This window comes from Sphingomonas sp. 8AM, from assembly GCF_902506455.1.
Classification (GTDB): Bacteria; Pseudomonadota; Alphaproteobacteria; order Sphingomonadales; family Sphingomonadaceae; genus Sphingomonas.
This window is the reverse complement of record NZ_LR733844.1, coordinates 2852729-2867850: the sequence shown is the minus strand read 5'-3', so window position 1 is coordinate 2867850 and position 15122 is coordinate 2852729. Positions and strand designations below refer to the sequence as shown.

14 protein-coding genes are annotated in these 15122 nt (G+C 66.8%); 8 read left to right on the top strand and 6 right to left on the bottom strand.

What is annotated here, in order from left to right:
- Positions 1 to 4: 4 nt before the first annotated feature.
- From BACI71_RS13535 to thrS, 4 genes are all read right to left on the bottom strand, one after another.
- The gene (locus tag BACI71_RS13535; protein WP_159759444.1) at positions 5 to 2818 is read right to left on the bottom strand and encodes a TonB-dependent receptor; all 2814 of its coding nucleotides are present in this window, start codon (positions 2816 to 2818) and stop codon (positions 5 to 7) included.
- Positions 2819 to 3014: 196 nt separating this feature from the next.
- Positions 3015 to 3548 carry a translation initiation factor IF-3 gene (gene infC, locus BACI71_RS13530; protein ID WP_159759442.1) on the bottom strand — a complete coding sequence of 178 codons (534 nt, stop codon included), beginning with the start codon at positions 3546 to 3548 and terminating at the stop codon, positions 3015 to 3017.
- A gap of 207 nt (positions 3549 to 3755) precedes the next feature.
- Positions 3756 to 4067 (bottom strand): hypothetical protein, encoded by a 312-nt coding sequence (locus BACI71_RS13525; RefSeq protein ID WP_159759440.1) that lies wholly within the window; start codon positions 4065 to 4067, stop codon positions 3756 to 3758.
- Positions 4068 to 4127: 60 nt separating this feature from the next.
- Entirely contained in the window at positions 4128 to 6113 is a 1986-nt protein-coding gene (gene thrS, locus BACI71_RS13520) for a threonine--tRNA ligase (RefSeq protein ID WP_159761218.1), read from the bottom strand.
- Positions 6114 to 6395: 282 nt separating this feature from the next.
- Here thrS and BACI71_RS13515 point away from each other — a divergent pair, with 282 nt between their 5' ends.
- Positions 6396 to 7025: a retropepsin-like aspartic protease family protein gene (locus BACI71_RS13515; protein WP_159759438.1), complete on the top strand. Its 630-nt coding sequence runs from the start codon at positions 6396 to 6398 to the stop codon at positions 7023 to 7025.
- A gap of 136 nt (positions 7026 to 7161) precedes the next feature.
- On the opposite strand, the gene BACI71_RS13510 is transcribed toward BACI71_RS13515, so the two are convergent.
- Positions 7162 to 7977, bottom strand: coding sequence for an LD-carboxypeptidase (locus BACI71_RS13510; RefSeq protein WP_201297375.1), 816 nt, complete (start codon positions 7975 to 7977; stop codon positions 7162 to 7164).
- 50 nt (positions 7978 to 8027) lie between these two features.
- Here BACI71_RS13510 and BACI71_RS13505 point away from each other — a divergent pair, with 50 nt between their 5' ends.
- The 7 genes from BACI71_RS13505 (at position 8028) to BACI71_RS13475 (ending at position 14937) form a co-directional block, all read left to right on the top strand.
- Complete coding sequence (locus BACI71_RS13505; protein ID WP_159759436.1) at positions 8028 to 9437, top strand: UDP-N-acetylmuramate--L-alanine ligase; 1410 nt, start codon at positions 8028 to 8030, stop codon at positions 9435 to 9437.
- 537 nt (positions 9438 to 9974) lie between these two features.
- Positions 9975 to 10700 carry an alpha/beta hydrolase gene (locus BACI71_RS13500; RefSeq protein WP_159759434.1) on the top strand — a complete coding sequence of 242 codons (726 nt, stop codon included), beginning with the start codon at positions 9975 to 9977 and terminating at the stop codon, positions 10698 to 10700.
- An 18-nt stretch (positions 10701 to 10718) separates the two neighbouring features.
- Positions 10719 to 11153, top strand: a complete 435-nt coding sequence (locus tag BACI71_RS13495; RefSeq protein WP_159759432.1) for a VOC family protein — start codon at positions 10719 to 10721, stop codon at positions 11151 to 11153.
- Between the two features lies 1 nt (position 11154).
- The gene (gene gloB, locus BACI71_RS13490; RefSeq protein WP_159759430.1) at positions 11155 to 11871 is read left to right on the top strand and encodes a hydroxyacylglutathione hydrolase; all 717 of its coding nucleotides are present in this window, start codon (positions 11155 to 11157) and stop codon (positions 11869 to 11871) included.
- A gap of 57 nt (positions 11872 to 11928) precedes the next feature.
- A complete protein-coding gene (locus tag BACI71_RS13485) occupies positions 11929 to 12336 on the top strand; it encodes a hypothetical protein (RefSeq protein ID WP_159759428.1) in 408 nt (135 codons plus the stop codon).
- An 11-nt stretch (positions 12337 to 12347) separates the two neighbouring features.
- Positions 12348 to 13667, top strand: a complete 1320-nt coding sequence (locus tag BACI71_RS13480) for a cystathionine gamma-synthase family protein (RefSeq protein ID WP_159759426.1) — start codon at positions 12348 to 12350, stop codon at positions 13665 to 13667.
- A 100-nt stretch (positions 13668 to 13767) separates the two neighbouring features.
- The gene (locus tag BACI71_RS13475) at positions 13768 to 14937 is read left to right on the top strand and encodes an NAD(P)/FAD-dependent oxidoreductase (RefSeq protein WP_159759424.1); all 1170 of its coding nucleotides are present in this window, start codon (positions 13768 to 13770) and stop codon (positions 14935 to 14937) included.
- A gap of 8 nt (positions 14938 to 14945) precedes the next feature.
- Here the strand turns inward: BACI71_RS13475 and BACI71_RS18270 are convergent, their stop codons facing one another.
- Positions 14946 to 15098: a helix-turn-helix domain-containing protein gene (locus BACI71_RS18270; RefSeq protein WP_159761215.1), complete on the bottom strand. Its 153-nt coding sequence runs from the start codon at positions 15096 to 15098 to the stop codon at positions 14946 to 14948.
- Positions 15099 to 15122 lie beyond the last annotated feature (24 nt).

The window sequence follows — 15122 nt, the reverse complement described above, 5'->3', positions numbered from 1 at the left end:
TACCTCAGAACCGCGTCCGCAACGTCAGCCCATAGGTCCGCGGCTCGGCGAGGAACGACGCGAACAGCTGGTTGCCCACCCCGCCGAACGCCTGCACCTGCTGAAGGCTGCCGGCCCCCTGAAACGGCGCGTTGAACGCCACCTGCTGATACTCGGTATCGAGCAGGTTCTGCGCCCAGACCTCGATCGCCCAGCGATCCTGATTGCCGCGCAAACCGACGCGCGCGTTCATCAACGTGAAGCCGTCCTGCGTCTTCTCGACAAACAGGTCGGAGCCGGTGTTATAGTCCGACACCGTCCGCTGATCGACGTAGAACAGCGCCGACATGCCCGAGCTGCCGATCGGCGGGTTCCAGCTCACCGAGGTGGTGATGACGTTGCGCGGCGCATTCGACATCTGCGATCCCGACAGCAGGAACAGCGCCGGATCGAGCGCCGCGCCCGCATCCGACCCGACCAGATTGCGGCGATACTTCGTATCGGCGAACGTATAGCCCATGTTGATCGCGAGATGCTCGGCCGGGTAGAATCCCGCCTCCGCCTCGAACCCCTGACTCACCACGCCGTAGCGCACATCACCGGAGCACGCGCCCGTCGCGAGCGAATTATCGCGATCCGCGCCGTTCAGCCCGTCCGAGCATGAACCGATATTCTCGACGACATAATTGGTGCCGTTGAAGGTATTGAGCTGGAAATTCTTGAACTCGGACCGGAAGCCGGCGAGATTGAAGGTGAACTGCCGGCTCGAATATTTCAGCCCGACCTCATAGGCATTGACCGTCTCGGGATCGAAGCGCAGCCGGCTGCCATCGATATTGGCGATCGTCGCCGGATTATACGCGTCGCCAAGGTCGGAGCGGTCGAGATTATACCCGCCCGCCTTATACCCACGCGAATAGCTGGCATAAGTCATCAGCCGGTCGGTCGGCTTCCAGCTCAGCACCGCGGTGCCGGTCACCTGATTTTCGCGCAGCTTGTCATTGATCGTCCGCCCGTTGAGCGCGCTCGACGAATTGCCCGTACAGGCCAGCGTCGCGATCCCGCGGGTCAGTGCGGCGAGCTGGGCATTGTTGAACAGATTGCCGCCCGGCCCGGCACCCAGCAACGCCTGTACCTGCGGACAGACGATGTTGTTGTTGCCGAAGGTGGCGTCGAAATCCTTCTGCTCGCGGGTCCAGCGCAGGCCGGCGGTCAGCGACAGCTTGTCGGTCAGCCGGAAAATGTTGTGCGTGAAGACGGCGAAGCTCTTGCTGTTCTGATTATAGACGTCGCGCGTCGTGCCGAGATCGTTGAGCGTCGAAAGCAGGCGGATGCTGCCCAGCACGATCGGCGTGGCCGCTCCGAACGCCGCTGTCGTGCCCGGCACCTGTCCCTGCAGGATCGCCGAACCCGCCGCGCTCAGGCAGCCCGGATTGGCGGGATTGCGCAGCGCGGCGGCCGGGTTGATCGTCGCCACGATCCGGCAGGCCGCGAACGCGCCGTAGTCGCGACCGAACTTCAGATTGTCGACGACCTGCAGATCCTCGTTGCTGAAGAAACCGCCGATCAGCCAGTTGAGCCGGTCCCCGAACGCCTCGCCATTCAGTCGCAGCTCCTGCGTGAAGGTGTGGAACCGGCGATAGTTGTTGCCGTCGTCCGGACGATAACCGATGTCGAGGACGTTGGCGTCGATGTCGTTCGCGCCGTCCGATTTATACTCGCGATAGGCGGTGATCGAGGTCAGCGCCGCGCTGCCCAGATTCCAATCGATCTGCCCCGAGCCACCGTAATCCTTGGTGACGTTCGAATAGGCACGGCCGGGCGTGAACGCGATGCGCCGGCTGTAGGGGTCGCTGCCCGCCGGGAACACGCTGCCCGCCGGATAGCCGCGCAGTGCCGCGACCTGCTGCATGACGCTGACGATCCGGTTGCCCGCCGGGTTGATCGCGTAATCGCCGGGTGCGCCTGGCGTCGGGTCGGTCTTCTCGCGCGTATCGGTATAGACCGCGCCGCAGCATTTCTCGTTGCGCCACGTATAGTCGCCGATCAGCCGCACCGAGAAATCGGGCGACGGCTCGAGCAGCAATTGCCCGCGCACGAACCAGCGGTTGCGATCGTTGTAATCGGTGTCGTTGACGACGTCACGGTAGAAGCCGTCGCGCTTCGAGGCGACGCCGTCGATGCGGAACGCCAGCAGATCCTTGACGATCGGCCCGGTGATCGCGCCCGCGACGCGGTAGAAATCGTAATTGCCGTACGTGCCCTCGGCATAGCCGCCGAAGTCGAACGACGGCGCCTTGGTATAGATGTTGATCGCGCCCGCCGAGGAATTGCGCCCGGACAGCGTGCCCTGCGGCCCGCGCAGCACCTCGACCCGGTCGACCTCGCCGAGATCGTTGAGACCGGAGCCGGTGCGGCTGCGGTACACGCCGTCGATGAACACCGTCACCGAGCTTTCGAGCCCGGGATTATCGCCGACCGTGCCGATGCCGCGGACGCGCGCCGAGGCGTTCGCTTCCGACCCGGTCGAGGAGACGTTGAGCGACGGCGCAAGCTGCGCGAGCTGGCGGATGTCGGTGGCGCCGGAGTTCTGGAGCGCGGCCTGACTGACCGCGTTGATCGAGATCGGCACATCGGCCAGCCGCTCGGCACGGCGGGTCGCGGTTACGACGATATCCCCGGCGTTGAGCATGCCGGTGTCACCGGATTGCGCGGAGGCGGTGTCGCTCTGTCCGGCGACCGCGGCGTTGGTGGTGACGGGGCTCGTCTGGTCCTGCGCCAGCGCTGGCATTGCCAGCACCGCGGCGGCGGTGGACAGAAGGGTGGCGGTAAGACGCATGGCGCTATCTCTCTCCCAATGTACATCCGAACTCTTTGAAGGTTCGGTATCGGGTGAGCGTAACGCAGATGCCGCGCCCGTCCAGCCATTTTCGAGCGGCGGGTTCAGAAATTCGAAAACGCTGTCTGACAAATACAATGCCGCCGCGCGGATCAGGCGCGGCGGACGTTACGGCAGACCCGGCAATCCGGTGCGGTTACTTGGGTGCGAGCACCATCAGCATCTGGCGACCTTCCATCCGCGGATAGGCCTCCACCTTGGCGATTTCCTGCACCTGCTCGGCGACTCGCTGCAGCACGTTCATGCCCAGCTGGCCGTGGCTCAGCTCACGACCACGGAAGCGCATGGTGACCTTCACCTTGTCACCTTCCTCGATGAACTCGGCAACCTTCTTCATCTTGGTGTCGTAATCGTGGTCGTCGATGTTCGGACGCATCTTGATCTCCTTGATCTCCTGCGTCTTCTGCGACTTGCGGGCGAGGTTCGCCTTCTTCTGCGCCTCGTACTTGAACTTGCCGACATCGAGGAACTTGGCGACGGGCGGATCGGCGTTGGGCGAAACTTCGACGAGATCGAGCCCGAGCTCACGCGCCTGATCCATCGCCTCGCGCGTGTACATCACGCCAAGGTTCTCTCCCTCGTGATCGATCACGCGGACCTTGGGGCTCTGGATCCACTCATTGAACCGCGGGCCGTTCATCGGCGGCGCCTGGTTTGGCCGGCGCATCATGGGAGGACGTATGGGTATTGCTCCTGAATCTATTACCCGCTCAATATAGGGCATCGGGCGGCGTTTTGGAAGATGCCATGCGGGGGCAGGGACGGCGGCTGCTCGTCGCATCGCCCCGGACGTAATCCGAAGGCATGCTTCAGCCCGGGCGGCCCCGAAGCCGGAGTCCGGTCAGGTCCGGGATGACGGTCGCCGGGTGATCGTTCCTCAGCGCTTCGGTGCGGCGCGCGCGGGGGCATCGAGAATGCTACGCATCGCATTGTTGCGGTTCGTGATCTCGGCCTGCTCGTCGTCGGAGAGGTGCCCGTCGCTGGCATAGCGGTCGGCCAGTGAACCGGTGACGCCATTCTCGCCTTTCGCTCGCCGCGCATCGCCCCGCGACAGCCGTCCGGCCGAATGCTCCCGATCGATCCGCGCATTGTTGTCGCGATCGACCGGCACGATCCGCCCGCTTATCCCCGTTTGCGCCGCCGCCGGCAGGGAAAGCGTCAGCGCAACGGCTGTCAGCAAGATACGCATCGTCTCCGCTCTCCCATGATGTACGCGCATCATAGAAGAGCGGAGCGACAGCGTCGAGCCTCAGCGCAGGTCCGGCGCGCGGGCCTCGTCGCGGAGCATCTGCACCACCTCGTCGAGCGTCAGGAAGGTCTGCGCCTGGCTGCCGAGCCGACGCAGCGCGACCTTGGCCTCCTCGGCCTCGCGCTTGCCGACCACCAGCAGGTTCGGGACCTTGGCGACCGAATGTTCGCGCACCTTGTAGTTGATCTTCTCGTTGCGCAGGTCGGTCTCGACGCGGATGCCCGCCGCGCGCAGCTTCGCCGCCACCGCATGCGCGTAATCGTCGGCGTCGGAGACGATCGTCGCCACCACCGCCTGCACCGGGCTGAGCCACAGCGGAAAGCGCCCGGCGTGATGCTCGATCAGGATGCCGATGAAGCGTTCGAACGTGCCCAGGATCGCCCGGTGCAGCATCACCGGGCGATGCCGGTTGCCGTCCTCGCCGACATAGCTCGCGTCGAGCCGCTCTGGCAGCACGCGATCAGACTGGATCGTGCCGACCTGCCACGTCCGCCCGATCGCGTCGGTCAAATGGAATTCCAGCTTCGGCGCGTAGAACGCGCCTTCGCCGGGCAGCTCCTCGAACTTGTCCTTGATCTCCTGCGGCAGGTTCGACGCCTGCACCGCCTCGCGCAGCTCCTGTTCGGACGTGTCCCACATCTCGTCGGAGCCGAAGCGCTTATCGGGACGCAGCGCCAGCTTCACCGCATAATCGGTGAAGCCCAGATCCTGATAGACCGAGTGGAGCAGCTCGCAGAACTTGCGCACTTCCTCGACCAACTGGTCCTCGCGGACGAAGATATGCGCGTCGTCCTGGGTGAACTGGCGAACGCGCATGATCCCGTGCAGCGCGCCATGCGGCTCGTTGCGGTGACAGCAGCCGAATTCGGCCATGCGGATCGGCAGGTCGCGGTACGATTTGATCCCCTGCTTGAAGATCAGCACGTGCGCCGGGCAATTCATCGGCTTCAGCGCCATCATGTCGGCATCGCCGGAGATGACCGCGCCCTCATCCTCGGTATTGGGGATTTCGTCGGGGACGACGAACATGTTCTCGCGATACTTGCCCCAGTGGCCCGACTGTTCCCACTGGCGCGCGTCCATCAGCTGCGGCGTCTTCACCTCGGCATAATCGGCGGCGTCGAGCCGGCGGCGCATATACGCCTCCATCTGCCGCCACAGGATATAGCCCTTGGGATGCCAGAACACCGAGCCTTGTGCCTCCGACTGAAGGTGGAACAGGTCCATCTCCGCGCCGATCTTGCGGTGATCGCGCTTGGCGGCTTCCTCCAGCATCGTCAGATGCGCGTCGAGCTGCTTCTTGTTGAGCCAGCCGGTGCCATAGACGCGGCTGAGCATCGCGTTCTTCTGGTCGCCGCGCCAGTATGCACCCGACACGCGCGTCAGCTTGAACGCGTTCGGATCGAGCCGCCCGGTCGACGGCATGTGCGGCCCGCGGCACATGTCGAGCCACGCACCCTGGCGATAGATCGTCAGCTCCTCGCCATCCGGCAGTTCGGCGGCCCATTCGGCCTTGAACGTCTCGCCCTGCCGCTGCCACGTCTCGATCAACTGCTCGCGCGACCAGACCTCGCGCGTGAACGGCTCGTTCTTCGCGATGATGCGCCGCATCTCGGCCTCGATCGCGGGCAGGTCCTCATCGGTGAACGGGCGATCCTTCGGCGCGAAGTCGTAATAGAAGCCGTCGTCGGTCGCCGGACCGAAGGTGATCTGCGTGCCCGGAAACAAATGTTGCACCGCCTCGGCCATCACATGCGCGAAGTCATGCCGGGCCAGCTCCAGCGCGTCCGCCTCGTCCTTCGGCGTCACCAGCGCCAGCCGCGCATCCTGCGTCAGCGGCCGCGACAGATCGCGCAGTTCACCGTCGACGCGCGCGGCGATCGCCGCCTTGGCGAGCCCCGGCCCGATCGCGGCGGCGATGTCGGCAGGGGTGGTGCCGGATGCGACCTCGCGGACCGAACCGTCGGGCAGCGTGATCGAGAGCATTTCCATCGAAGGGTCTTCCTGCACAAAGTCGAGGTGCCGGCCTAGCGGTGCCGTGCCCCGACGAAAAGAGCGGCGTTGGTGATCGTCAGGGTGGAAAGCCGCCGCATCGTCTCCACCCAGTCCGGGTGGGCGGGCCCAGGCGTCAGAAGATGACGCGGGCGCCGGCCCCCGGACGTGGCCGGGTGGTAGTAGTGAGTATCGTCTTCACGCGCCCGACATAGCGCCACCGCCGCGCCCGCGCCAGCCATTCTCCAGCAAGGTTGCGCTTCCTATATCGTCGCCATGCCCGAGGGGATCACCGCCAATCCGCACTTCTACCTGCTGCTCGGCGCGCTCTTCCTCGCGGCGCTGGTCGCGCGGCGCATCCCGATCCTGCGCACGCTGGTCAGCCTCGCGCTATGGATCGGTGCCGGGCTGCTGCTGTACGCGGCGATCACCGAGCGGGGCCGGTTCGACCCGTGGCTCGGCCGTGCGGCGGCGGCACTCGACCTCGACGACCAGCAGGTCGCTGGTGAGGAAACCCGCATCCGCATGAGCCGCGACGGTCATTTCTACGTCCGCGCGAAGATCGGCGGGACGGAGCACCGGCTGCTGGTCGACAGCGGCGCGACGATCACCGCGCTGTCACCCGCCACCGCCGCCGCCGCCGGCGTCGAGGTGAAGCCCGCGGTCTTCCCGGTGCTGCTCAAGACCGCCAACGGCACGATCCGTGCCGACACCGGTGAGGTGCCCGAACTGCGCTTCGGCAATGTCGTCGCCCGCGATCTGGCGGTGGTTGTGTCGCCCGCGTTCGGCGACGTCGACGTGCTGGGGATGAACTTCCTGTCGCGGCTGAAAAGCTGGCGTGTCGAGGGTCGCACGCTGATCCTCACCCCGCATCATCCGCAGGAGACGAAGGCAGGGGTCACGTGATCCCGCCTGCTTTCGTCGTCCCGGGCTTGACCCGGGACCCCGCTTCTTCGCGGCACTTGCTGTAAAAGCGGGACCCCGGATCAAGGCTCTCCTGAGCTTGCCGATTGGTCCGGGGCGACGGCAAAAGGTCAGGCGATCAACCCACCCCGAACGGCACCACATGGTTCGCCTGCGTATGCCCGATCTGCGCGCGCCCCAGATACGGCACCCCCAGATCGCGGCACCAGCGCACCATCATTTCCTCGATCGGCTCGCCCCAGTCCGGCTCATTCTCCTTCACCGCCGTCACCGCACCCAGCCGCACCCCCGCGATGCTGCGCAACTGCGTGGCATTGCCGAGCGTGAACAGCATCCGGTCGATCGCATACATGGCCTCGGAGACTTCCTCGACGATCAGCACATGGTCGGCGAGGTCGGGCAGATACGGCGTCCCGATCAACGCCGCGAGGATCGACAGGTTGAACGCCGCCGCCGGCCGCCCGTCGAGCCCCGGCTCCAGCCCGGCACGATCCCCACGCGCCAGCCACCCCAGCGCGCGCGCCACGGTCGCATCGCCGTTCCGTCGCCGGATGTCGCTCGCCATCGGCCCATGCACCGCGCGCCCGATCCGCCGCGCGTAGAGCGCGCCGAGCAGAAACCCGACATCGGAATAACCGAGATACGTCTTGGTCCGCGCCGCCGGCCCAAGCTGCGGCAGGATCGTCGCCAGCAACCGGTTTGACCCATAACCGCCGCGCAGGAACCAGATCGCATCGAATGCCGGATCGTTGGCATATTCGAGAAACGCCGCCGCGCGCACCGCGTCCGACCCGGCGAAATGCCCGTCCTGCGCATAGCATTGCGGGTGAAAGATGAGATCGATCTCGGGATAGGCGACCGCCGCGAAGGCGGAGACCGGCGCGATCACGTCCGGGTTGGCGACGCTGCTCGCCGCCAGCACTCCGATCCGCATCGCCACCTCCTGCTTGTCACGCCCGCGCAAAGCGCCGATAGCCCGCCGCCATGCATGACGGCAACGTATCGGGCCAGCGCTTCTTTCTGGTCGGGATCGGCGGATCGGGAATGATGCCGCTGGCGATGATCCTCAAGGGCCGCGGCGCGATCGTCGCGGGCAGCGACCGCGGCCTCGACCAGGGCCGCGTCCCCGCCAAGTTCGACGGCCTGCGCGCGCTCGGCGTCGAATTGTTCCCGCAGGACGGCAGCGGCGTATCGTCGCCCGAGCAGATCGTCGTCGCCTCCGCCGCCGTCGAGGACACGGTGGCTGACATCGTTGCCGCAACCCGGCTCGGCTGCCGCCGCCTGTCGCGCGCCGAGCTCAACGCCGCCCTGTTCAACGCCGCCGCGCAACCGATCGGCGTCGCGGGGACCAGCGGCAAGTCGACCGTTACCGGCATGATCGCGACGATCCTCCACGTCGCCGGACGCGACCCGACCGTGATGAACGGCGCGGTGATGAAGGACTTCGCCAGCCCCGACCGCCCGTTCGCCAGCGCTTTGGTCGGGCAGGGCGATCCGTATGTCAGCGAGGTCGACGAGAGCGACGGCTCGATTGCGCTCTACCGCCCGCAGGTCGCGGTGCTCAACAACGTCAGCCTCGACCACAAGTCGCTGGACGAGCTGAACCGGCTGTTCGGCGACTTCATCGGCCATGCGCGCGTCGCGGTGGTCAACGCCGACAATATGGACGCCGCGCGGCTCGCGATGGCGCTCCCGCCCGCGCGCGTGACCCGCTTCTCGCTGGTCGAAGAAAGCGCCGACCTGTTCGCGACCGACATGGTCGCCGCGCCGTTCGCGATCCGCTTCACGCTGGTGCACGATGGTCGGCGTATATCGGTCGCGCTCAAGGTGCCCGGCCGCCACAACGTCGCGAACGCGCTCGCCGCGATCGGCGCGACGCTCGCCGCCGGCCTCTCGCTCGAGGACGCCGTCGCAGGCGTCGAGCGCTTCACCGGCCTGCGCCGCCGCTTCGATCTGGTGGGAGAGGCGAACGGCGTCGCGGTGATCGACGACTTCGGCCACAACCCCGACAAGATCGCCGCGACGCTCGACACGCTCCACGCCTTCCCCGGCGGCGTGATCGCGCTTTTCCAGCCGCACGGCTACGGCCCGCTCAAGGTGATGCGCGCCGACCTCGCCGCGATGTTCGCCACCCACCTGCGCGCCGACGACCTGCTCGTGCTTCCCGACCCGGTCTATCAGGGCGGGACCGTCGCGCGCGAGGTGACCAGCGCCGACATCGTCCACGACGTGACGATCGCGGGCGGCAAAGCACTCCACATCCCCGATCGCGCGGCGGCGGCGGCGCATTGCGTCGCACAGGCGCAGCCCGGCGACCGCATCGTCGTGATGGGCGCGCGCGACGACACGCTCTCGCTGCTCGCGGCGGAGATGGTTCAGATGCTCGCGGGCTGACCGGAGGGCGAACTGTTCCGCTCGTCATGCCAGACCTGCTGCGGCCTCCACGGCCCCGCAAGCTGAACAAATTGCTCATCAGAGCATGATGACATCTAATTGACCCGTCATTGCGAGCGCAGCGAAGCAATCCAGGGCGTCCTGGTCCGGCTCTGGATTGCTTCGCTGCGCTCGCAATGACGGATGGACAGTTCCACCTGATCTCATCGCGCTCTAAAGAGCCTCATCTATCGAAGCCGAAGCGTCACCCCGGCGAAGGCCGGGGCCCAGTTGGGAGACGCTGATAATGCGCGTCGCGCCTGATAACCTCGGCCTTTCCGCAGTTCAGATCGTCGCCCCGAACTTGATCCGGGGCCCCGCTTCTTCTTGGCCAGCGAGGAAAGAAGCGGGATCCCGGATCAAGTCCGGGATGACGGACGGAGGCAAGTGGACCGCGGAATGGCGATTAGCCCCCTGAAATTTAGCGTCAGCCGGCGTTACGCCACAACCGGCACGCCACCCTTCCGCTCGCCTGCGTCTTCCCGCTAAAGCCGGCGCATGAGCATCGTCACATCGCAACCGCCGCGCCCGCGGCTCGCCTACCACCACACGCAAGGCACGACGCCGACGATCGTCTTCCTGCCCGGCTATGCCTCCGACATGACCGGCAGCAAGGCGGTCGCGCTCGAGGAATGGGCAAAGGCACAGGGCCGCGCCTATCTCCGCTTCGACTACGGCGGCTGTGGCGCCAGCGAGGGCAAGTTCGAGGACCAGTCGCTCGCCGACTGGCGCGACGATGCGCTGGCGATGATCGACCATGTCGATGGCCCGGTGGTGCTGGTCGGTTCGTCGATGGGCGGATGGATCGCCTTGCTCGCCGCGCTCGCCCGGCCGGAGCGTGTCGCGGCGCTGGTCGGCATCGCACCCGCGCCCGATTTCACCGACTGGGGCTTTTCGCAGGACGAGAAGATGTACCTGCTCCAGCACGGCCGCCTCGAACGCCCGAACCCGTACGGCCCGGCGCCGACCGTCTACACGCGCCGCTTCTGGCAATCCGGCGAGGCGAACCGCCTGATGGGCGGCACGATCGCCTACGACGGCCCGGTGCGCTTCCTCCAGGGGCAGCAGGATCCGGATGTGCCGTGGCATCGCACCTGCCGGCTCGCCGAACTGATCCGCTCCCCGCACGTTCAGACGTGGTTGGTCAAGGACGGCGACCACCGGCTCTCGCGCGAGGACGACATCGCGTTGCTGGTCCGCGCCGTCGAGGATGTGGTGCCCTGACGGGCGGGAGCGAAGACGTTGAAATATCTGCACACGATGATCCGGGTCAGCGATCCCGACGCGACGATCGCCTTTTTCGAGCTGCTCGGGCTCAGGCAAGTCCGCCGCATCGAGAACGAGAAGGGCCGCTTCACGCTGATCTTTCTCGCCACCCCCGAGGACATGAACGCGCCAGGCGAGCGCGCGAATGCGGAGGTCGAGCTGACCCACAATTGGGACCCGGAGGAATATGCCGGCGGGCGCAACTTCGGTCACCTCGCCTACCGCGTCGACAATATCTACGAGACCTGCCAGCGGCTGCTCGATCACGGCTACGTCATCCACCGCCCGCCGCGCGACGGGCACATGGCGTTCGTGAAGACGCCCGACGGCATTTCGATCGAGCTGTTGCAGGACGGCACGCTCGAACCCGCCGAGCCGTGGACGTCGATGCCCAATACCGGGACGTGGTGAGATGCTGGAGATCGTCCGCGTCCCCGTCCTGAGCGACAATTACGCGTGGCTGCTTGGTGACGGCACGCAGACCGTCGCACTCGATCCGGGCGAGGCACAGCCGGTCCTCGACGCGGCAGCGGCGCGCGGCTGGACGATCGGGGAAGTCTGGCTGACGCACTGGCACGGCGATCACGTCGGCGGCGCGGCGGCGATCAAGCAGGCGACCGGTGCGCGGGTCATCGGACCCGAGTCCGAGCGCGCGAAGATCGACGCGCTGGACGACGGTGTCGGGAAGGGCGACGTCGTGTCGCTCGGCACGCATCGCGCCGCGGTGTGGCACGTCCCCGGCCACACCGCCGGGCATATCGCCTTCCACTTCGCCGACGACGGCGTGATCTTCACCGGCGACACGTTGTTCGCGATGGGCTGCGGCCGGCTGTTCGAGGGCACACCGGCCGAGATGTTTGCGAACATGCAGCGCTACGCCGCGCTCGACGACGCGACGCGTGTTTATTGCGGGCACGAATATACACAGTCGAATGGCCGGTTCGCGCTGACGGTCGAGCCCGACAATCAGGCGCTCGCGCAACGAATGGTCGAGGTCGACCGGCGCCGCGCGGCGGGAGCGGCGACGATCCCCACCACGATCGCGCTCGAACGTGCGACCAACCCGTTCCTGCGCGCGCCCGATGTCGCCACCTTCGCCGAACGCCGCTTGCGCAAGGATCAGGGCTGACGATATGGTAACGCACGTAACCATGCCGGTAACGTGCGGATAGAAGGAGAGAAAGCGATGCGTTTCCTCATGACCTTCGCCGCTGCGGCGGCGCTCGGCGCGGCCGCGGTGGTCGCGGCCCCGGTGCAGAAGACGGACAGACCCGACAAGAACCGGGTCGCCTACGAAAAGCTGCTCGCAGGCAAGACCGCCGGCAAGCCGCAGGATTGCATCGATACGCGCTTCACCCGCCCGCAGCTCACCGCCTACAATGGCAAGCTGCTCTACCGCGTCAGCGGCAAGCTGGTCTATGTCACCGACACCGGCGGCGGGTGCGAGGCGGTGTCGCGCGGCGACGTGATCATCACCCGTCAATATCAGACGCGTCTGTGCCGCGGCGACATCGCCCAGACCATGAACCTGCAGGCCAACATCCCCAGCGGCAGCTGCGCGATGGGCCAGTTCGTTCCCTATCGTTCCCAATAGGTGAAACTGTCATGACCAAGCCGACCGAAGACGATCTGACCGGCGTCGAGACGCGCCGCTCACCCAAGGCGCAGATCGACTCGATCGGCGGCCGCAAGCTCAAGCCGGCGACACTGATGATGGGCCACGGCTATGACCCCGCGCTCTCCGAGGGCGCGCTCAAGCCGCCGGTGTTCCTTACCTCGACGTTTGTGTTCCCGAATGCCGCGGCGGGCAAACGTCACTTCGAAGGCGTCACCGGAAAGCGCCCCGGCGGTGCCGAGGGGCTGGTATATTCGCGCTTCAACGGTCCCAATCAGGAGATTCTGGAGGACCGGCTCGGCATCTGGGAGGGGGCGGAGGATGCGCTGACCTTCTCCAGCGGCATGTCGGCGATTGCGACGCTATTCCTGTCACTTGTCCGCCCCGGTGACACGATCGTCCACTCCGGCCCGCTCTATGCCGCGACAGAGACGCTGATCGCGCGCGTGCTCGGCCGCTTCGGCGTGAACTGGCTCGACTTCCCGGCCGGCGCGACCCGCGAGGAGATCGACGCGGTCATGAAGCAGGCGAACGACGCCGGCCGCGTTGCGCTGATCTATCTGGAAAGCCCCGCCAATCCGACTAACGCGCTGGTCGATGTCGAGGCGGTGCGCGCCAGCCGCGACGCGATCTTCGCGGGCGCGGAGGAATTGCCGCCGATCGCGATCGACAACACCTTCCTCGGCCCGCTCTGGTCGCAACCGCTCCAGCACGGCGCCGACGCGGTGGTCTACAGCCTCACCAAATACGCCGGCGGTCATTCCGACCTGGTCGCGGGCGCGGTGCTGGGCGCCAAGCCGCTCATCAACATGATCCGCGCGATGCGCAACACGATCGGCACGATCTGTGACCCCAACACGGCGTGGATGCTGATGCGCAGCCTCGAAACGCTGGAGCTACGGATGAGCCGCGCCGGCGAGAATGCCGCGAAGGTCTGCGCCTTCCTGCGCGATCACGAAAAGGTCGAGCACGTCGGCTATCTCGGCTTCCTCGCCGAGGCGGAGGGACGGCAGGCCGACATCTACCGCCGCCACTGTACCGGCGGCGGCTCGACCTTCTCGCTCTACCTCAAGGGCGGCGAGCCCGAGGCGTTCCGCTTCCTCGACGCGCTGAAGATCGCCAAGCTCGCGGTCAGCCTCGGCGGCACCGAAACGCTCGCCAGCCACCCCGCAGGCATGACGCATCTGTCGGTCGCGGATGAGCGGAAGCAGGCGCTGGGCATCACCGACAATCTCGTCCGTATCTCGATCGGCGTCGAGGATGCCGATGATCTGGTCGCCGACATGGAGCAGGCGCTGGCGGCGATCTGACCTCGCCTTCATTGCGACCCCGGCCTGCGCCGGGGTCGCAATGACGGGTCGGGCCGCGGTCGGCATCGACTTCGCTCCGTGCCTATGACACGGCCGCGCCATGGAAACATTCGACGCGATCGTGCTGGGCGCGGGCGGGGCAGGGCTGATGGCGGCGGCGGTCGCCGGGCAGCGCGGGCGGCGCATCGTCGTGCTCGACCATGCCGAGGCACCGGGCAAGAAGATCCTGATCTCCGGCGGTGGCCGCTGCAATTTCACCAACCTGCACACCGCGCCCGACCGCTATCTCTCCGCCAACCCGCATTACGCCAAGTCCGCGCTCGGCCGCTACACCGCGCGCGACTTCCTCGACATGGTCGACCGGCACGGCATCGCGTGGCACGAAAAGACGCTCGGGCAATTGTTCTGCGATGGCTCGGCGCGCGCGATCGTCGACATGCTGCTTGGTGAGTGCGAGCTGGGCGGCGTCACGATCCGATTGGGCCAGCCGCTCGGCGAGATCGGCCATGCCGACGGCCGCTACACGATCACCCACGGCGACCGCAGCTACACCGCGCCGGCGTTGGTGATCGCGACCGGCGGGCCGTCAATCCCCAAGATCGGGGCGACCGGCATCGCCTATGACATCGCGCGCCGCTTCGGCCTGAAGGTGGTCGAGCCGCGCCCCGCGCTGGTCCCGCTGACCTTGCCCGGCGACGAGGCGCTGTTCCGCGCCCTTTCGGGCGTCGCCACGCCGGTCGTCGCGCGTGCGGGCAAGGCGGCGTTCGCCGAGGCTGCGCTGTTCACCCACCGCGGCCTCTCGGGTCCCGCGATCCTGCAAGCGTCGAGTTACTGGCGGCACGGCGAAGCGGTCGCGATCGACTTCCGTCCGAACGCCGCCCCCGGCTGGTTGACCGCGGCCAAGCGTGCGCGCCCGCGCGCGACGCTGGTCCAGGTGCTCGACTTGCCATCGCGGCTCGCCGACGTGCTCGCCGAGCGGCTTGCAATTGACGAACTCGGCGCGACCACCGACCGCGCGCTGACGGAGGCCGAGCGGCGGCTGTCCGACTGGCGCTTCCACCCGGATGGTACCGAAGGCTTCGCCAAGGCGGAGGTAACCGTTGGTGGCATCGCCACCGACTCGCTGTCGTCGAAGACGATGGAGGCCCGCAAGGTGCCCGGTCTGTATGCGATCGGTGAAGCGGTTGACGTGACTGGCTGGCTGGGCGGCTATAATTTTCAATGGGCGTGGTCGAGCGGCTGGGCCGCCGGTCACGCGATATCGTCCTAAACCCCGAATTATGCGTCCTCAGGGCGAGCCAACCGAGCCTCGCAGTGGCCTGCCACGGCGCTCGTCGTTCGCTTCAACTCACGCGAGACGACCGGTGGCTGACGATGCAGAGCGGCTGCGACCGGCCGTACCGACTGCCCGGCGCTATGGAGCCGGGCAATAAACCACTGCGACGCTCACCACCG